We start from the raw sequence: 17,719 nt of genomic DNA, 5'->3' as shown, positions 1-17,719 counted from the left end.
ATATTGGTTACATGAGTGAGCGGGCAACGGAATCGCCGAAACCGCCTCCCGGTCCACCCGGTCCTCCCGGTCTATCCGGTCCACCCGGCCTCCCCGGACTGACGCTGCGGTCGCACGAGGGCAAGTCGTACCGCTTCGACCCCGGCGCGCTCTGCCTCGAACTGCTGACGACGGGCGGTCCGGGCGCCTACGCACGCTGGGAGGTGCTGCACGAGCCCGCCGACCTGGCCGCCTGGGCCGACCGCAGCCGGCTGCCGGACGGACTGGACCTGACCGTGGACCGGACCGATGTGGAGCGGGCCCGGACACTGCGCGACGCCCTCTTCCTGCTCACCGCGGACCGCGCGCACGGGCGTCCGCTCCAGCCCGACCGCCTGGACACCGTCAACGCCGCCGCGGCCGCGCCCCCGCTCGTCGCCCGCATCGAGGCGGACGGCACCCGCGGCTGGGCTCCGGGTGCCACGGGCGTCCGCCTGCTGGCGACGGTCGCGCGCGACGCGATCGAGCTGTTCACCGGCCCGTACGCCGACCGCATCCGGGAGTGCGGTGCCCACAACTGCCGTCTGCTCTTCGTCGACACCTCACGCCCGGGTCGCCGCCGCTGGTGCGCGATGGAGCACTGCGGCAACCGGGAGAAGGCCCGGGCACACCGCGCGCGGCGGGCGCCCGAGAAGGGCTGACGAAGGACAGCGGCAGGGCGCTGACGAAGGACGGCGGCGGGGTGGTCGGGCGGTTACGGCTTCCCTGTCGCCGTGTCGAGCTGTTCGGACCCGGCGGCACCAGGGGCCGGCGCTCCGGAGGCCACGATTTCCGACTCCCGCGCGGTGCTCCCCTTGACCGGCGGCACGCCGCCGCCCGCCCGGTCCAGCTGTGCCCTGAGCGTCCGGGCGGTTCGGTGGGCGGTGCGCAGGGCGTCCCAGGTGAGCAGCGCGAGCGCCAGCCACACCAGCCCGAAGCCGGCCCAGCGCTCGGGCGGCATGGCCTCGCCGAAGTAGAGGACACCGAGCACGAACTGGAAGACCGGGGCCAGGTACTGCAGCAGCCCCAGCGTGGACAGCGGCACGCGGATCGCCGCCGCGCCGAAGCAGACCAGGGGGATGGCGGTGACCACGCCGGTCGCGGCGAGCAGGGCCGCGTGTCCCGCGCCCTCGGTGGTGAAGGTGGAGTCGCCCTGTGCGCCCAGCCACAGCAGGTAGCCGAGCGCGGGCAGGAACTGGATCGCCGTCTCGGCGGCCAGCGACTCGACGCCGCCGAGGTTGACCTTCTTCTTCACCAGGCCGTACGTGGCGAAGGAGAAGGCGAGGCAGAGGGAGATCCACGGCGGTTGGCCGTAGCCGATGGTGAGGACGAGCACGGCCGCGAAGCCGGTCCCGACCGCCGCCCACTGCGCGGGCCGCAGCCGCTCCTTCAGCAGCAGCACGCCCATCGCGATGGTGACCAGCGGGTTGATGAAGTACCCGAGGGAGGCCTCGACGACATGACCGCTGTTCACGGCCCAGATGTAGACGCCCCAGTTGACGGTGATGACCGCGGCGGCCACGGTGATCAGGGCGAGTCTGCGCGGCTGCCGCAGCAGCTCGCCGGCCCAGGCCCAGCGCCGTACGACGAGCAGGGCGACGGCGACGAAGACGAGGGACCACGCCATCCGGTGGGCGAGGATCTCCCCGGCTCCGGCGGGCTTCAGCAACGGCCAGAACAGTGGGACGAGCCCCCACATCCCGTACGCCGCGAAGCCGTTCAGCAGGCCTATTCGCTGCTCACTCCTGGACGACCCGGCCACGGGCACCTCCTTCTCGCACTCGGCATGCCGGGACGGATGCATGCCAGGACGAAGGTAGCGCCGCACCCGGCCGCCTGTCATGCCCGTATCGGCATACGGTCATGACAGACGGGGTGGGTGTGGTGAAGGCGGGCGGTGCGGGTCAGCCCTTGAGCGCGGCGGCGACGGCCTCGGTGAGCGGTGTGGTCGGGCGGCCGATCAGGCGGGACAGGTCACCGGTGGAGACGACCAGCTCGCCCTTCTCGATGGCGGCGTCCACGCCCGCGAGGACGGCGGCCAGCGGTCCGGGCAGCCCGGCGCCGGTGAGGATGCCGGTGTAGGCCTCGGTGGAGACGGTGTTGTAGACGATCTCCTTGCCGGTCTGCCGGCTCAGTTCGGCCGCGTACTCGGCGAAGCTCCAGGCCTCGTCGCCGCCCAGCTCGTACGCCGTGTTCTCGTGGCCCTCCCCGGTCAGTACGGCGACGGCGGCGGCCGCGTAGTCGGCGCGGGAGGCGGAGGAGATCCGGCCCTCGCCGGCCGCCTGTACGACGGAACCGTGCTCCAGGACCGGGGCGAGCTGCTCGGTGTAGTTCTCGTGGTACCAGCCGTTGCCCAGCAGCACGTACGGCACGCCCGAACCGATCAGCACCTCCTCGGTGGCGCGGTGATCGTCGGCGAGTGCGGCCGTGAGGCTGCTGGGGGCGCTGGTGTAGGCGAGCAGGGCGACACCGGCCTTCCTGGCCGCGTCGATCACGACCGTGTGCTGCTGGACGCGGCCCTTGTCGAACTCGTTGCCGGAGATCAGCAACACCCGGTCGCCGGCCGCGAACAGGTCGTCGAAGGTCTCGGGGGAGTTGTAGTCGGCGACCGCGAGCCGTACGCCGCGGGCGGCGAGATCGGCGGCCCTGTCGCGGTCGCGGACGATGGCGGTGACCTGGTCGGCCGGCACCTTCTCCAGTAGCTGCCGCACGACGTGGCGGCCGAGGTGTCCGGTGGCTCCGGTGACGACGATGCTCATGGCTTCGGTACTCCTTGTGAGGGGTGCGATGCCACTAACCCTAAAAGCTGCGCTAACTGAAGGAAAGTGCCCACTTTGAAGTTAGTTACTTACGTATGAGAAAGCCTTGTAGGGCCTGAGCCGGAACGGCAGACGAAGAGGCCCGGGCGTTTCCGCCCGGGCCTCTTCGAAGCCGTGAACCGCCGCCGGTGTCAGCCGACGACCGTCCAGGTGTCGTTGCCGGCGAGGAGCGCGGCGAGGTCGCCCTTGCCGTTCTGTTCGATGGCGGTGTCGAGCTGGTCGGACATGAGGGTGTCGTAGACGGGCCGGTCGACGGAGCGCAGGACGCCGATGGGGGTGTGGTGCAGGGTGTCCGGGTCGGCGAGGCGGGACAGGGCGAAGGCGGTGGTGGGGGAGGTGGCGTGGGCGTCGTGGACGAGGATGTCCGCTTCGTTGTCCGGGGTGACGGTGACGACGCTCAGGTCGCCGGTCCGCCGGTCGCGTACGACTCCCTTGGTGCCGTCGGTGCCGAAGCGGATCGGCTGCCCGTGCTCCAGGCGGATGACCGCCTCCTCGGCCTGCTGCTTGTCCTTGAGGGCGTCGAAGGCGCCGTCGTTGAAGATGTTGCAGTTCTGGTAGATCTCGATCAGGGCCGTGCCGGGGTGTTCGGCGGCCTGGCGCAGGACCTCGGTGAGGTGTTTGCGGTCCGAGTCGACGGTCCGGGCGACGAAGGACGCCTCCGCGCCGATGGCCAGGGAGACCGGGTTGAAGGGCGCGTCCAGCGACCCCATCGGCGTCGACTTGGTGATCTTGCCGACCTCTGAGGTCGGGGAGTACTGCCCCTTCGTCAGCCCGTAGATCCGGTTGTTGAAGAGCAGGATCTTGAGGTTGACGTTGCGGCGCAGGGCGTGGATGAGGTGGTTGCCGCCGATGGAGAGGGCGTCGCCGTCGCCGGTGACGACCCAGACGGACAGGTCGCGGCGGGAGGTGGCGAGTCCGGTGGCGATGGCGGGAGCGCGACCGTGGATGGAGTGCATCCCGTAGGTGTTCATGTAGTACGGGAAGCGGGAGGAACAGCCGATGCCGGAGACGAAGACGATGTTCTCCTTCGCCAGGCCGAGCTGGGGCATGAAGCCCTGGACGGCGGCGAGGACGGCGTAGTCGCCGCAGCCGGGACACCAGCGCACTTCCTGATCGGACTTGAAGTCCTTCATGGACTGCTTGCCCTCGGCCCTGGGGACCAGCTTCAGTGCCTCAGTCATCGATGGCCTCCTTCAGGACCGTGGCGAGCTGTTCCGCCTTGAACGGCATGCCGTTGACCTGGTTGTACGACTGTGCGTCGACCAGGTACTTCGCCCGGACGAGCGTGGCGAGCTGGCCGAGGTTCATCTCGGGGATCACCACCTTGTCGTAACTCTTCAGCACCGTGCCGAGGTTGGGCGGGAAGGGGTTGAGGTGGCGCAGGTGGGCCTGGGCGATCGCCTGGCCTTCGGCGCGCAGCCGTCGGACGGCGGCGGTGATGGGTCCGTACGTGGACCCCCAGCCCAGGACCAGCGTGCCGGCGCGGTCCGGGTCGTCGACTTCGAGGTCGGGGACGTGGACGCCGTCGACCTTGGCTTGGCGGGTGCGGACCATGAAGTCGTGGTTGGCCGGGTCGTAGGAGATGTTCCCGGTGCCGTCCTGCTTCTCGATGCCGCCGATCCGGTGTTCCAGGCCGGGCGTGCCCGGGACGGCCCAGGGGCGGGCGAGGGTGTGCGGGTCGCGTTTGTAGGGCCAGAACACCTCGGTGCCGTCGTCCAGGGTGTGGTTGGGGCCCTGGGTGAACTGCACCGTGAGGTCGGGCAGCTCGTCGGTCTCCGGGATCCGCCACGGCTCACTGCCGTTGGCCAGGTAGCCGTCGGAGAGGAGGAAGACGGGGGTGCGGTAGGCCAGCGCGATCCGGGCCGCTTCCAGGGCGGCGTCGAAGCAGTCGGCGGGGGTGCGGGGGGCGATGACGGGGACCGGCGCCTCGCCGTTGCGCCCGTACATGGCCTGCAGCAGGTCGGCCTGTTCCGTCTTGGTCGGCAGACCGGTGGAGGGTCCGCCGCGCTGGATGTCCACGACCACCAGCGGCAGTTCCAGGGAGACCGCGAGTCCGATCGTCTCGCTCTTGAGTGCCACGCCCGGGCCGCTGGTTGTGGTCACGGCCAGCGAGCCGCCGAAGGCGGCCCCCAGTGCGGCGCCGATGCCGGCGATCTCGTCCTCGGCCTGGAAGGTGCGCACGCCGAAGTTCTTGTGCCGGCTCAGCTCGTGCAGGATGTCGGAGGCGGGGGTGATGGGGTAGGAACCGAGGAAGAGCGGCAGGTCGGCCTGGCGGGAGGCGGCGATCAGGCCGTAGGACAGGGCCAGGTTCCCGGAGATGTTGCGGTACACGCCGGGCGGGAACGCGGTGGCCGCGGGGGCGACCTCGTAGGAGACCGCGAAGTCCTCGGTCGTCTCGCCGAAGTTCCAGCCCGCCCGGTAGGCGGCGATGTTCGCGGCGGCGATGTCGGGCTTCTTCGCGAACTTGGCCCGCAGGAACCTCTCCGTGCCCTCGGTGGGCCGGTGGTACATCCAGCTCAGCAGCCCGAGCGCGAACATGTTCTTGCTGCGCTCGGCCTCCTTGCGGGTGAGGTCGAACTCTTTGAGGGCCTCGACGGTCAGGGTGGTCAGCGGTACCGGGTGCAGGTGGTAGCCGTCGAGGGACCCGTCGTCCAGGGGGGAGGTGTCGTAGCCGACCTTCTGCATGGCCCGTTTGGTGAACTCGTCGGTGTTGACGATGATCTCCGCGCCGCGTGGCAGGTCGTCGATGTTGGCCTTCAGCGCGGCCGGGTTCATCGCGACGAGAACGTTGGGGGCGTCGCCGGGGGTGAGGATGTCGTGGTCGGCGAAGTGCAGCTGGAAGGACGAGACACCCGGGAGGGTGCCGGCGGGTGCCCGGATCTCGGCGGGGAAGTTCGGCAGCGTCGACAGGTCGTTGCCGAACGACGCGGTCTCCGAGGTGAAACGGTCACCGGTGAGCTGCATCCCGTCACCCGAGTCCCCCGCGAACCTGATGATCACCCGGTCCAGCCGGCGGACGTCCTTCGCCCCGACCGGTTTGCGCTGCGCTCCCACGACGGTCTCGTCGGTTCCGTCGGCCTGCTCCGCTGGGCTGCTGACCTGACTGGTCACTGAACTGGACCTCCCTCGAGGCGGCTGTCCGGGGACCGGTCTCCCACCGACCGTCCCGGGATCAACCCTACGTCCGCAGGTGTTGACTTCCGGTGGACATTCGCATGATGGACACGACCTCGAGATGGCCCGTCGCCCCTGAACTCCACGTTTCCCCGCCCCCCGGCGCTCGTGACGTTCGTGAAGACGCACCCCGCACGTGCGTCGGTTTCTCATTCGTTCGGATGAGCACCCAGGCAGTCGGATCAGGCCGCCGTTCCGGCGGGTGGGCCGCTGATGTCAGGTGGGCCGCTGATGTCAGGAATTGAGATACGTCAGCACGGCGAGCACCCGCCGGTGATCACCGTCGCTCGGGGACAGTCCCAGCTTCATGAAGATGTTGCTGACGTGCTTCTCGACGGCCCCGTCGCTCACGACGAGCTGGCGGGCGATCGCCGAGTTCGTCCTGCCCTCGGCCATGAGCCCCAGAACCTCCCGCTCCCGCGGGGTGAGTCCCGCCAGCACGTCCTGCTTGCGGCTGCGCCCGAGCAACTGCGCGACGACCTCCGGGTCCAGCGCCGTACCGCCCTCCGCCACCCGCACCACCGCGTCCACGAACTCCCGTACCTCAGCCACCCGGTCCTTGAGCAGATAACCGACGCCGCGACTGGAACCGGCCAGCAGCTCCGTGGCGTACCGCTCCTCCACGTACTGGGACAGCACCAGTACGCCGAGGCCCGGGTGCGCCTTACGCAACTGCACCGAGGCGCGCACACCCTCGTCGGTGTGCGTCGGCGGCATCCGTACGTCCGCCACCACGACGTCCGGAAGCTCGCCCTGCGCGGCCAGCTCGGTGATGGTCTTGATCAGTGCCTCACCGTCGCCGACACCGGCCACGACCTCGTGCCCGCGGTCGGTCAGCAACCGGGTCAGCCCCTCTCGGAGCAGCACTGAATCCTCGGCGATGACCACCCGCACCCTGTCCTCCACGATCTTCGGCCCCCCACAGCCCGTCCACCCCACGGCCCGCGCGGCCCACGCCGCGTCCACGAACCGTCCGTGCGACAGGTCCAGCATCCCAGCATCGGAGGCGGTATGCGTTCGAGCAATGGAAAGCGAGCGGGAAGAGCGGGGCTCCCGTCCGGGTCCGGCCGCTCGGTGGCCGGTTTTCGATCACGCCGCCGGGCCCTGGGGGAAAGGGCTGGGGCTATCGGTCGACGGCGCCGCGCGGCGCGGCGCGGCGCGGAAAGACGCTGCGCTGGGCGGTGCGGGCGACGCCGGGCGGTGCGGGCCGCATCGGGCAGTGCGGCCCGCATCGGGCGATGCGGGCCGTCTCAGCGGCGGTTCTTGCGATGAGCCCCGCGGCGGCGCTCGCGATGGTCCTCGCGGCGACTCTCGCACGGCCCTCTCGGTGGTTCCCGCGATGGCCCTTCGGCCGTTACCTGGCCTTACCTGGCCACCGGCTCGTTCCGCCACGGCAGCTCCGCCGTCACCCGCGTCGGTCCGCCGGCCGGTGAGTCCACCACGAGGATCCCGTCCACCGCGTCGAGCCGCTCCGCGAGTCCCGCCAGTCCCGACCCGGCCGACGCAGCCGCCCCGCCCACGCCGTTGTCCACGACCTGAAGCATCAGTCGGTTCTCCACCCGCCAGACCTCCACGGCGGCCGACGTGGCCCGCGCGTGCTTGCTGATGTTCTGCAGCAGCTCCGACACCGTGAAGTACGCGATCCCCTCGATCGCCGACGCCGGCCGTTCCGCCAGGTCTACCTCCACCCGCACCGGCACGGTGCAGCGCGAGGCGACCGCCGACAGCGCCGCGTCCAGACCGCGGTCGGTCAGGACCGCGGGATGGATGCCCCGGGCCAGGTCCCGCAGCTCCTGGAGTGCCGTCTTCACCTCGCCGTGCGCCTCGTCCACCATGACCGCCGCCGCCCGCGGGTCCTCCCGCAGCTTCTCCTTGGCCAGGCCCAGATCCATGGCCAGGTTGACCAGGCGGGCCTGTGCCCCGTCGTGCAGGTCGCGCTCGATGCGGCGCAGGTCGGCCGCGGCCGTGTCGACCACGACGCCTCGGTCCGACTCCAGCTCCACCACGCGAGTCGCCAGCCTCGACGGTCCGAGCAGCCCGTGCACCATCAGCCGGTCCACCGTCGTCAACGCCCGGACGATCCACGGCGTCGCCAGCGTGAACAGCAGCCCGACCAGCGCGGTCACGGTGATCTCGAAGGGGTTGTCCAAGTAGATCCGGTGCGTCTGGTCGCCGTACAGCTGGAGCCCGTCCTGGCCGGCGTACATCGGGAAGACCCAGAACCACAGCGGGTACGTCAGCATCGCCCAGCCGACCGCCCAGACGTTCACGGCCACGACGAACGAGAACACCGACCACGGGAACTGCAGCACCGCGTACAGCAGGCTCCGCCAGGAGGTGCCGCTCTTGAGCACGGCGCCTATCCATCCCATCGCGCCCTGCTTCTTCAGCCGCAGCGGCTCCGGGTCGGACACCCGGAGCCCCAGCAGGGCACGGGCCCGCGCCCGTTCCATCGCGCCGAAGCCGCGGCACCCGGCGAGTGCCGCCGCCAGCACCGGGACACCCAGGAACGTCACCAGCAGGCCCGCTCCCAGCGACGTCATCGTGACGGCGTACGTGAAGAGCAGGATGCCGATCGGCAGGCTGAGCAGCACATAGCCGAACTCGCGCCAGCTGCGTGCCTCGAACGGTGCCCGCAGCCCCGCCGGCAGCCGGTGACGTCGCGCATCGGTGTCCCCGGGGAAGCCGGGCCCGCTCCCCAACCCGTAACCCTGTCCGTATTCCGTGGCCATCGGTGCCGTCCTTCTCCTCGTCCTACGGCTGCGCTGTCGTAACTCCACCCTCCTCGACCGCACACCCACGGGCCATGGAGCTCGTCGGCGTCTCAAGAGGGGGGTTTTCCCCACCCCCCTGGGGCGGGGGAATGGACTGGGAGGTGGTCCCTGTCAGCTGCCTCGTGGTCCGTTACCTCGGGCCCGAGGCCCGGGAGGTGGTGTTGGCGTCCTCCCGGTCGCGCCACGGCAGCTCGGCCGTCACCGTCGTCGGGCCGCCCTCCGGCGAGTCGACGACGAAGAGACCGTCGACGGCGGTCAGCCGGTCGGCCAGGCCCTTCATCCCCGTACCACCGTCGAGGCGTGCGCCCCCGCGGCCGTCGTCCCCCACCTGCATGAGCAGTCGGTCGGACGACCGCCACACCTCCACGGAGGCGGACCTCGCCGCGCTGTGCTTGCTGACGTTCTGGAGCAGCTCCGAGACGGTGAAGTAGGCGATGCCCTCGATGGCCGCCGCGGGGCGCTCCGCCAGGTCCACGGTCACCTTGACCGGCACGGTGCAGCGGGAGGCGACCGAGGAGAGCGCCGCGTCCAGGCCGCGGTCGGTCAGCACGGCGGGATGGATGCCGCGCGCCAGGTCCCGCAGCTCCTGCAGGGCCAGCTTCACCTCGCCGTGTGCCTCGTCGACCATCGCCGCCGCCGCGTCGGGGTCCTCCAGGAGCTTCTCCTTGGCCAGACCCAGGCCCATGGCCAGGTTGACCAGGCGGGCCTGTGCCCCGTCGTGCAGGTCGCGCTCGATGCGCCGCAGGTCGGCCGCGGCCGCGTCGACCACGACCCCCCGGTCCGACTCCAGCTCGGCGATCCGCCGCTCCAGTTCGTCGGAGGGGGACAGCAGGCCGCGCACCATCGCCCGGTCCGCGTTGGCCAGGCCCCGCGCGATGAAGGGCAGCACCGGCCACAGTACGAACAACGACGTCAGCGTGATGACGAAGGTGAGGATGCCCCAGGGGAGCCGTATGAAGTCGTACAGGACCGTGCGCCAGCCCACCGGGTCCTTCAGCGCCATCCACAACTTCGGGAAGAACCCGCCCTTGCTCCGCAACGGCAGCCGGCTCGGCTCGTCCACCCGCACGCCGAGCAGCGCACGGGCCCGCGCCCGCTCCAGCTCGCCCAACTGCCGCGCACCCAGCAGGCCGGCCGCCAGCAGTGGGAACCCGATCACCGTGACCGTCAACCCGGCGCCCACGCCCAGCATCGTCACGACGTAGATGAATCCGAGCAGCGCCGCCGGGAGATTCGCCAGCAGGTGGGCGATCTCCTTCCAGGTGTGCCGGTCGTAGGCGAAACGGGCCGGCGGCAGGCGGTCGCCGGTCGCTGCGCCGCTGGTCCCGGCGGGAGTCGATGTCGAGAGGCGTTCGGTCATACGAGTCAGCGTGCCGTGCGGCGCGGCGCCGCGCCATGAGGTGGACCGCCGGGATCCACTGAGGAAAACCCCACCCCCGCGTCCCAAGGTGTGACGGGCTGCTTACCGTCTCTTTATCAGGCCCTAGACTCCCGTACGCACAGATCGTCGAACTGCAGCGTCTCGTCGGACTGCAGCGTCAGATGAGCAGCATCAGAACAGCAGCGTCAGAACAGCAGCGTCAGAACAGCAGCGTCAGGGCAGAGCGTCAGGACAGGGCGTCAGGACAGGGAGTGAGGGACGCACGTGCCGGAACCGACCGTCGGGCTCGCCGCGGACTATTTCCAGTCCTACTCGGTCGTCGGGCTGCTCGCCGTCGTGGGCGTGCTCTTCGTCGCCGTCGCATTCGGGGCCGGGCACCTGCTGCGGCCCGTGGTCCCGACCCCCGAGAAGCTGCTGACGTACGAGTGCGGGGTGGACCCCGTCGGCGACGGCTGGGCGCACACCCAGGTCCGCTACTACGTCTACGCGTTCCTCTACGTCATCTTCGCGGTCGACTCGATTTTCCTGTTCCCCTGGGCGACGGTCTTCGCCGACCCCGGCTACGGCGCGACGACCCTCGTGGAGATGTTCATCTTCCTCGGATTCCTCGCCGTGGGTCTGTTGTACGCATACAAGAAGGGCGTCCTGTCGTGGACGTGAACCCCGCCGGACCCGTGCCGCTCCCGGAGCCCAAGCGGCTCGGCGCGCTCGCCCGTCTCGCACCGGAACCGATGAAGGTCGTCCTGAACTGGGGCCGCCGGTACTCCCTGTGGGTCTTCAACTTCGGCCTCGCCTGCTGCGCGATCGAGTTCATCGCCGCGTCGATGGCGCGCCACGACTTCATCCGGCTCGGCGTCATCCCGTTCGCGCCGGGCCCCCGTCAGGCCGACCTGATGGTGGTCTCCGGCACGGTCACCGACAAGATGGCGCCGGCCGTCAAGCGCCTGTACGAGCAGATGCCCGAGCCGAAGTACGTCATCTCCTTCGGCGCCTGCTCCAACTGCGGTGGCCCCTACTGGGACTCCTACTCCGTGACGAAGGGCGTCGACCAGATCATCCCGGTCGACGTCTATGTCCCCGGCTGCCCGCCGCGCCCCGAGGCGCTGCTCCAGGGGATCCTGAAACTTCAGGAGAAGATCGCTCGGGAGTCGCTGGGGGAGCGGTACGGCACCTCGCCCCGGCCGTCGGCGGCCGCGCTGCAGAGCGGCCTGGTGCGGCCACCGTCCCCTGACGCGGCCCCGGCCCCGGACTCCGCCGAGGACCGTGCCTCGGGCTCGGGGGAGGCCCGATGACCGCGGTCGGCTGGCTGCCCGCCGATGCCGAGGAACTCTTCGGCGCACAGGCCACGGCCGAGGAGTCGTACGACGTCCTGACCGTGGACGTGCCGCCGGCGTCCTGGATCTCCGCCCTGGAGACGGCGCGTGACCGGCTGGGCTGCACGTACTTCGACTGGCTGAGCGCGGTCGACGAACCGGGCACGGGGTTCCGCGTCGCGGCGCACGTCGTCGCCCTCGGCCCCGTACGCCGGCTGCTGCTGCGTACGACGGTCCCGCACGAGACCCCGGTGCTGCCCACCGCCGTCGCGGTGTACGCGGGCGCGGCCTGGCACGAGCGCGAGACGCACGAGATGTTCGGCGTCGCCTTCGAGGACCACCCGGCGCTGGACCACCTGCTCCTTCCGGAGGGCTTCGAGGGACACCCCCTGCGGAAGGACTTCGTCCTCGCCGCCCGCGTCGCCAAGGCCTGGCCCGGGGCCAAGGAGCCGGGCGAGTCCGACCACGGCGGCCCCCGGCGCCGCCAGATGCTGCCGCCGGGCGTCCCCGACCCCAACGAGTGGGGCCCGCTGAAGGGCCAGCTGCCTCCCGCTCCGGCCCGCCCGGCGCGTGGGGCGGGGCGTGCGGCCGGGGAGCGTCCGGCCCGCGCGGCAGGTGACCGCCCGGCCCGTCGGACCCGCACGGCCGGCGAGGGCTCCGCCAGCCAGACGGCTCCCGGCACCGACACCCCCGCCACCCCCCGCCGCTCCCGCACGGCGGCGGAGGGCTCCGCCAGTCAGACGCCCGCGGCGGCCGAGCCCGCGGTTGCCGAACCCTCAGCTGCCGAACCCTCGGCCGCCCCGCCGACTCGACGCGCGCGCAGCGCCGGTGAGGGCTCGGCGTCGCAGCGGGCAGGAACAGGCGACACCGGGGGGCCCCGGCGGGCCCGGAGTGCGTCCGAGGGCTCGGCGAGCATGCGCTCCGCCTCCGACGCCGGGACGCCGGACGAGACGGCCGCCGACCCCGCCACCCCCGTCGGCGACGACCCCGCCACGTCCCCACGCACGGAGGAACCGGCCCCGAAGACCGCCCCCTCCACACCGCGCAGCCCGGACGCCCCGTGGCACCACGCCCGCCCTGCCTTCGACGAGGCCGAGCCCGAGTCGCGCCCCGGGACGGAGCCGGAGCCGGGGCCGGACAGGGCGGCCCCGGACGTCACGGCGGAAGAGAAGCCCGTGCGGGGGCAGGGGCAGGGGAAGGGGCAGGCGCGGGAGCCGGAACAGGGACCTGACCAGGCACCCGGAGCCCACGAGACGTCCGACGAAACCGGCGCCCCCGACGACACCGGCCTCCGTGACGGCGACACCGACGACACCGAAGCCCCTCACGAAGCCGGCGCCCCCGACGACTCCGGCACCCCCAAGAACCACAACCGCCCGAACCCCCCAGGAGGCCCGCAGTGAACGACGCGCTCGACGTCACCCTGCGCCTCCTCGTCGTCTTCGTCGTCTTCCTCACCTTCCCCCTGCTCGTCGGCCAGACCGAGCACAAGGTGATGGCCCACATGCAGGGCCGCCTCGGCCCGATGTACGCAGGTGGCTTCCACGGCTGGGCCCAGCTCGTCGCGGACGGCGTGAAGTTCGCGCAGAAGGAGGACGTGGTCCCCGCCGACGCGGACCGCCGTATCTTCCAGCTCGCTCCGGCCGTGGCCCTCCTGCCGTACCTCCTGGTTCTCCTGGCCATCCCCATCGGCCCGGGAGAGGGCGCGGTCGGCCAGGTCGTCGACGCGGGTATCTTCTTCGTCCTCGCCGTCATGGGCGTGGGCGTCCTCGGCTCGCTCATGGCCGGCTGGGCCTCCGCCAACAAGTACTCCCTCCTCGGCGGCCTGCGGACCGCCGCCCAGCTCCTCGCGTACGAACTTCCGATGCTGCTCACCGCGGCCTCGGTCGCGATGGCGGCCGGTACCGTCTCGCTCGTCGGCATCCTCGACGCCTTCGAGTGGTGGTGGCTGCCCTGGCAGATCGTCGGCGCGATCGTCTTCTTCGTCGCCGGGCTCGCCGAGCTGCAACGGCCCCCCTTCGACATGCCGGTCGCCGACTCGGAGATCATCTTCGGCGCCTACACCGAGTACACCGGCCTGCGCTTCGCCCTGTTCCTCCTCGCCGAGTACGCCGGGATCGTCGTCCTGTGCGGGCTGACCACCGTCCTCTTCCTGGGCGGCTGGCACGGCCCCTGGGGCGCCGACGGCCTCGGCTGGGTGTGGACGCTGCTGAAGACGGCCGTCCTCGCCTTCGTCGTGATCTGGCTGCGCGTGACCTACCCGCGCCTGCGCGAGGACCAGCTCCAGAAACTGTCCTGGACGCTCCTCGTCCCCCTGTCCCTCGCCCAGATCGCCCTCACCGGCATCGTCAAGGTGGTGATCCAGTAACCATGTCCCGCCAGTCGATCCCCGGCAGCGGCCTGGCCAAGGGCCTGGCCGTCACCCTCCGCACGATGACGAAGAAGACCGTCACCGAGCAGTACCCGGACGCCCAGCCCGAACTCCCGCCCCGCACCCGCGGTGTGATCGGCCTGTTCGAGGAGAACTGCACGGTCTGCATGCTGTGCGCCCGCGAGTGCCCGGACTGGTGCATCTACATCGACTCCCACAAGGAGACGGTCCCGGCGGCGACCCCCGGCGGACGCGACCGCAGCCGCAACGTCCTCGACCGTTTCGCCATCGACTTCTCCCTGTGCATGTACTGCGGTATCTGCATCGAGGTCTGTCCTTTCGACGCCCTGTTCTGGTCCCCGGAGTTCGAGTACTCCGAGACCGACATCCGTGAGCTCACCCACGAACGCGACAAGCTCCGCGAGTGGATGTGGACGGTTCCGGCCCCGCCCGCCCTCGACCCCGGCGCGGAGGAACCGAAGGAACTCGCCGCCGCCCGTAAGACCGCCGACAAGCTGGCCGCCCAACAGGAGACGGCCCAGCAGGAGACGGTCCAACAGGAGACGGCCCGGGCGACCGAACCGCACGCCGACGAGCAGGCCCGCGCCGCCGAGCAGCCCACCCGCCCGATGGGCGACTCCAAGCAGCAGACGGACCAGCCGAGGCCGACGTCGGATCAGTCGGAGCCCACATCGGACCAGCCGGACCAGCCGGACCAGCCGGATCAGGAGGGCCGGGAATGACCCTCGCAACGACCGTCGGTCACCTCGCCGCGGACTCCACGACCATGGCCGCTGAATCCCACGGCTTCCTCTCCCCGACCGGCGTCGAGATCGCCTTCCTCCTCGTCGGCCTCGTCACCCTCGGCGCCGCCGTCGTCACCGTCACCACCCGGCAGCTCGTCCATGCCGCCCTGTGGCTGGTCGTGGCCCTCGGCGGCCTCGCCGTCGAGTACCTCCTGCTCACCGCCGAGTTCATCGCGTGGGTACAGGTCCTCATCTACGTCGGTGCCGTCGTCGTCCTCATCCTGTTCGGCCTGATGCTCACCAGGGCACCCATCGGCCGGTCCCCGGACGCGGACTCCGGCAACCGCTGGGCCGCCCTCACCGTGGCCGTGGCCGCCGCCGCGGCCCTGGTGTGGGTCGTCGTCGACGCCTTCCGTACCACCTGGATCGACCTGGACGGCCCGGCCGCCGGTTCCACAGCCGTGACCGGAGCGAGCCTCTTCCAGAACTGGGTCCTCCCCTTCGAGGCCCTCTCCGTCCTCCTCCTCGCCGCCCTGGTCGGCGCCATCGTCCTGTCCCGCAAGGCCAGGACGGACCGCGCGCCCGGCCCGGGCCGCACAGCCGACACCGGCCCCGCAGCCGACACGGGCCCCGCAGCCGACACGGGTCGCACAGCCGACACCAGCCGTACGACCGAGACCGACCGGCCTGCCGACCCGAACGGTGCCGACAAGGGTGGTGACCGCTGATGCACCTCGCCTATCCCGCCGTTCTCTCCGTCCTCCTGTTCTGCACGGGCCTGTACGGCGTCCTCGCCCGCCGCAACGCGATCCTGGTCCTGATGTCGGTCGAGCTGATGCTCAACGCCGTCAACCTCAACCTCGTCGCCTTCGACGTCTGGCTCAGCAAGGCCGCCGAGGAGACCCTGCACTCCGGCCAGGCCCTGACGCTGTTCACGATCGCCATCGCGGCCGCCGAGATCGGCATCGGCCTGGCGATCGTGCTCGCCGTCCACCGCAACCGCGGCACGTCGGACATCGACAAGCTCCGCGACACCGCCGAGGGCCACGGCAGCGAGGACCCCGACAGCCCCGACCCCGATGCTCCCGCGACCGGGACGGCCGCCGAGAAGGCTGAGGCCACCGCGTGACCACGACCACCCTCGCCGTACTCGTCCCCCTCCTCCCCTTCCTGGGGGCAGTCGTCGGCCTCCTGCTGGGCCGCACCGCGCCCGGGTTCGTCCGCCCGCTCGCCGTCCTGCCGACGCTGGCGGCCCTCGTCCTAGCCGTAGTGGTCGCGGCCCGTCAGGGCGGCGGCCGGGCCGTCGACGCCGTCACGGAGCTGACGCCCACCGGTTCCGTCCCCGTCGAGCTCGCCCTGCGCATCGACGGCTTCGCCGCCCTCGTCGCCGTACTGGTCGGCACCGTCGCGACCTGTGTGCAGATCTACTCGACGGGCTACCTGCGCGACGACCCGCGCTACCCCTCGTACGCCGCTCTCGTCTCCCTCTTCACCTCCGCCATGTTCCTCGTCGTCTACTCCGGCGACCTGATGGTGCTGCTGGTCGGCTGGGAGATCATGGGCATCTGCTCGTACTTCCTGGTCGGCCACTACTGGGAGACCCCGGAGGCCCGCGCCGCCTCCCTCAAGGCCTTCCTGGTGACCAAGCTCGGCGACGTCCCCTTCCTGATCGGCCTGCTGGCGCTGGCCACCGAGGCCGGCTCCTTCCGCATCACCAAGATCCTCGGCGCGGTCGCGAACGGCTCGCTCGACCACCCGACGCTGATCGCCCTGCTGCTCCTGGCCGGTGTCGCGGGCAAGTCGGCGCAGTTCCCGCTGCACACCTGGCTCCCCGACGCGATGGCGGGCCCGACACCCGTCTCCGCGCTGATCCACGCCGCGACGATGGTCGCCGCGGGTGTCTACTTCGTCGCCCGGCTCCTTCCGCTCTTCGAGGCCTCACGGGCCGCGATGATCGTCCTGGCCGTCATGGCCGCGGTCACGATGGTCGGCTCGGCGCTCGCCGCGCTCGCCCAGGACGACATCAAGCGCGTCCTCGCCTACTCGACCATCGGGCAGCTCGGCTACATGACCGGCGCCCTCGCCGCCGGCGACCGCGGTGCCGCCGTCTTCCACCTCATCTCGCACGGCGCCTTCAAGGCGCTGCTGTTCCTCGCCGCCGGCGTGATCATCCACGCCGCCGGCACCAACTCGCTGGCCGCCATGTCCCGCATGCGGGGCCTGCGCGACCGCGTTCCGGACGCCTACTGGACGATGACCGTGGCGCTGCTGGCCCTCGCCGCGATCCCGCCTTTCAGCGGCTTCTTCTCCAAGGAGTCCGTCCTCGTCGCCGCGGAACACGTCGCCACCGGCCAGACCGAGCACGCGCCCGGCGCCGCGGGCTGGACCGTCCTCGTCGCCGGCCTGCTCACGGCCCTGCTCACCGCCGCGTATGCGACGCGTCTGTGGCTGCTGGCCTTCCGCGGGCGGGGCGCCGAGGCCCCCGACCATGGCAGGCAGCCGGTGGCCATGAACGCCGTGCTCTGGGTCCTGGCCATCCCCTCACTCGCCCTCGGTGGACTCGCCTTCCGCCTGCTGCCCGACTGGTTCGACGGACACGACCTCACCCCCACCCTCACCACCTCCGTGCTCGGCACGGGCGTGGCGCTGGTCGGCGGCATCGTCACCTACGCCGCCTGGCGCCACACCACGGCGCTCGCGGACCGCACCCCGCTGGGCGCCGTCGCGGCCCACCCGGAGGGTGACGCCGCCCTGGTGGAGGCCGAGGCCATCGCCAGCCACGAGCCCGCCTACGGAGACATCGCCTACGCCCCCGACCCGTCGGACCCCGGACGGCTGCTGCTGGGGCCGCTGCACCGGCACGCGGCCGTCGGCTTCCACCTGGACGCGGTGTATACGACCCTCTTCGTCCGTCCGGTCCAGGCCGGCGCGAGTCTCGTCCGGTTCCTCGACCGCGAGGTCGTCGACACCTACGTGCGCGGGGCGGGCACCCTGCCCCGCTGGCTCGGGACCGCCGTACGCCGGGCCCAGACCGGCAATGTGCAGACCTATGTGAGCGCGCTGCTCGCCGGCACCGTCGTCCTCACGGTCGCCGCCGTCCTCGTCGCCACGGGAGCGTGAGCA

General features: G+C 71.3%; 16 protein-coding genes. 9 read left to right on the top strand and 7 right to left on the bottom strand.

Annotated elements, in window-relative coordinates:
* Positions 1-11 precede the first annotated feature (11 nt).
* Entirely contained in the window at positions 12-680 is a 669-nt protein-coding gene (locus tag ACFCZF_RS01240) for a CGNR zinc finger domain-containing protein (protein ID WP_376669868.1), read from the top strand.
* A 53-nt stretch (positions 681-733) separates the two neighbouring features.
* On the opposite strand, the gene rarD is transcribed toward ACFCZF_RS01240, so the two are convergent.
* The 7 genes from rarD to ACFCZF_RS01205 form a co-directional block, all read right to left on the bottom strand.
* Positions 734-1,780, bottom strand: a complete 1,047-nt coding sequence (gene rarD / locus ACFCZF_RS01235; protein WP_376669867.1) for an EamA family transporter RarD — start codon at positions 1,778-1,780, stop codon at positions 734-736.
* A 142-nt stretch (positions 1,781-1,922) separates the two neighbouring features.
* Positions 1,923-2,777, bottom strand: a complete 855-nt coding sequence (locus tag ACFCZF_RS01230) for an SDR family oxidoreductase (RefSeq protein WP_376669866.1) — start codon at positions 2,775-2,777, stop codon at positions 1,923-1,925.
* Positions 2,778-2,968: 191 nt separating this feature from the next.
* The gene (locus ACFCZF_RS01225; RefSeq protein WP_376669865.1) at positions 2,969-4,018 is read right to left on the bottom strand and encodes a 2-oxoacid:ferredoxin oxidoreductase subunit beta; all 1,050 of its coding nucleotides are present in this window, start codon (positions 4,016-4,018) and stop codon (positions 2,969-2,971) included.
* Positions 4,011-5,948 (bottom strand): 2-oxoacid:acceptor oxidoreductase subunit alpha, encoded by a 1,938-nt coding sequence (locus tag ACFCZF_RS01220; protein WP_376669864.1) that lies wholly within the window; start codon positions 5,946-5,948, stop codon positions 4,011-4,013. The genes ACFCZF_RS01225 and ACFCZF_RS01220 overlap by 8 nt, the downstream gene beginning before the upstream one ends.
* A 297-nt stretch (positions 5,949-6,245) precedes the next feature.
* A complete protein-coding gene (locus ACFCZF_RS01215; RefSeq protein ID WP_376669940.1) occupies positions 6,246-6,917 on the bottom strand; it encodes a LuxR C-terminal-related transcriptional regulator in 672 nt (223 codons plus the stop codon).
* A 458-nt stretch (positions 6,918-7,375) separates the two neighbouring features.
* The gene (locus ACFCZF_RS01210) at positions 7,376-8,743 is read right to left on the bottom strand and encodes a sensor histidine kinase (protein ID WP_375913281.1); all 1,368 of its coding nucleotides are present in this window, start codon (positions 8,741-8,743) and stop codon (positions 7,376-7,378) included.
* A 172-nt stretch (positions 8,744-8,915) separates the two neighbouring features.
* A complete protein-coding gene (locus ACFCZF_RS01205; protein ID WP_376669863.1) occupies positions 8,916-10,145 on the bottom strand; it encodes a sensor histidine kinase in 1,230 nt (409 codons plus the stop codon).
* Positions 10,146-10,430: 285 nt separating this feature from the next.
* Here ACFCZF_RS01205 and ACFCZF_RS01200 point away from each other — a divergent pair, with 285 nt between their 5' ends.
* The 8 genes from ACFCZF_RS01200 to ACFCZF_RS01165 are packed head-to-tail and all read left to right on the top strand — an operon-like array spanning position 10,431 to position 17,716.
* Positions 10,431-10,826, top strand: a complete 396-nt coding sequence (locus tag ACFCZF_RS01200; RefSeq protein WP_375913287.1) for an NADH-quinone oxidoreductase subunit A — start codon at positions 10,431-10,433, stop codon at positions 10,824-10,826.
* Positions 10,817-11,458 (top strand): NADH-quinone oxidoreductase subunit B, encoded by a 642-nt coding sequence (locus tag ACFCZF_RS01195; protein ID WP_376669862.1) that lies wholly within the window; start codon positions 10,817-10,819, stop codon positions 11,456-11,458. The genes ACFCZF_RS01200 and ACFCZF_RS01195 overlap by 10 nt, the downstream gene beginning before the upstream one ends.
* The gene (locus tag ACFCZF_RS01190) at positions 11,455-12,882 is read left to right on the top strand and encodes an NADH-quinone oxidoreductase subunit C (protein WP_376669861.1); all 1,428 of its coding nucleotides are present in this window, start codon (positions 11,455-11,457) and stop codon (positions 12,880-12,882) included. Before ACFCZF_RS01195 ends, ACFCZF_RS01190 begins: the two co-directional genes overlap by 4 nt.
* Positions 12,879-13,847, top strand: a complete 969-nt coding sequence (locus ACFCZF_RS01185; protein WP_375913296.1) for an NADH-quinone oxidoreductase subunit H — start codon at positions 12,879-12,881, stop codon at positions 13,845-13,847. The genes ACFCZF_RS01190 and ACFCZF_RS01185 overlap by 4 nt, the downstream gene beginning before the upstream one ends.
* 2 nt (positions 13,848-13,849) lie before the next feature.
* Complete coding sequence (locus ACFCZF_RS01180; RefSeq protein WP_376669860.1) at positions 13,850-14,593, top strand: 4Fe-4S binding protein; 744 nt, start codon at positions 13,850-13,852, stop codon at positions 14,591-14,593.
* Complete coding sequence (locus tag ACFCZF_RS01175; protein ID WP_376669859.1) at positions 14,590-15,324, top strand: NADH-quinone oxidoreductase subunit J; 735 nt, start codon at positions 14,590-14,592, stop codon at positions 15,322-15,324. Before ACFCZF_RS01180 ends, ACFCZF_RS01175 begins: the two co-directional genes overlap by 4 nt.
* Positions 15,324-15,725: an NADH-quinone oxidoreductase subunit NuoK gene (gene nuoK / locus ACFCZF_RS01170; protein WP_375913305.1), complete on the top strand. Its 402-nt coding sequence runs from the start codon at positions 15,324-15,326 to the stop codon at positions 15,723-15,725. The genes ACFCZF_RS01175 and nuoK overlap by 1 nt, the downstream gene beginning before the upstream one ends.
* The gene (locus ACFCZF_RS01165) at positions 15,722-17,716 is read left to right on the top strand and encodes an NADH-quinone oxidoreductase subunit L (RefSeq protein ID WP_376669858.1); all 1,995 of its coding nucleotides are present in this window, start codon (positions 15,722-15,724) and stop codon (positions 17,714-17,716) included. Before nuoK ends, ACFCZF_RS01165 begins: the two co-directional genes overlap by 4 nt.
* The last annotated feature ends 3 nt before the right edge of the window (positions 17,717-17,719 follow it).

Origin of the sequence: Streptomyces sp. NPDC056296, from assembly GCF_042268605.1 — a bacterium.
Lineage (GTDB): Bacteria > Actinomycetota > Actinomycetes > Streptomycetales > Streptomycetaceae > Streptomyces.
The sequence above is the reverse complement of the archived record's forward strand: the minus strand, read 5'-3'. Positions and strand labels throughout refer to the sequence as shown.

What these genes read in the sequence shown, in the direction of transcription:
- nuoK (WP_375913305.1), top strand. Translation starts at nt 15,324, where the DNA reads ATGCACCTCGCCTATCCCGCCGTTCTCTCCGTCCTCCTGTTCTGCACG.
- ACFCZF_RS01230 (WP_376669866.1), bottom strand. Translation starts at nt 2,777, where the DNA reads ATGAGCATCGTCGTCACCGGAGCCACCGGACACCTCGGCCGCCACGTC.
- ACFCZF_RS01205 (WP_376669863.1), bottom strand. Translation starts at nt 10,145, where the DNA reads ATGACCGAACGCCTCTCGACATCGACTCCCGCCGGGACCAGCGGCGCA.
- ACFCZF_RS01190 (WP_376669861.1), top strand. Translation starts at nt 11,455, where the DNA reads ATGACCGCGGTCGGCTGGCTGCCCGCCGATGCCGAGGAACTCTTCGGC.
- ACFCZF_RS01210 (WP_375913281.1), bottom strand. Translation starts at nt 8,743, where the DNA reads ATGGCCACGGAATACGGACAGGGTTACGGGTTGGGGAGCGGGCCCGGC.
- ACFCZF_RS01180 (WP_376669860.1), top strand. Translation starts at nt 13,850, where the DNA reads ATGTCCCGCCAGTCGATCCCCGGCAGCGGCCTGGCCAAGGGCCTGGCC.
- ACFCZF_RS01225 (WP_376669865.1), bottom strand. Translation starts at nt 4,018, where the DNA reads ATGACTGAGGCACTGAAGCTGGTCCCCAGGGCCGAGGGCAAGCAGTCC.
- ACFCZF_RS01175 (WP_376669859.1), top strand. Translation starts at nt 14,590, where the DNA reads ATGACCCTCGCAACGACCGTCGGTCACCTCGCCGCGGACTCCACGACC.
- ACFCZF_RS01240 (WP_376669868.1), top strand. Translation starts at nt 12, where the DNA reads ATGAGTGAGCGGGCAACGGAATCGCCGAAACCGCCTCCCGGTCCACCC.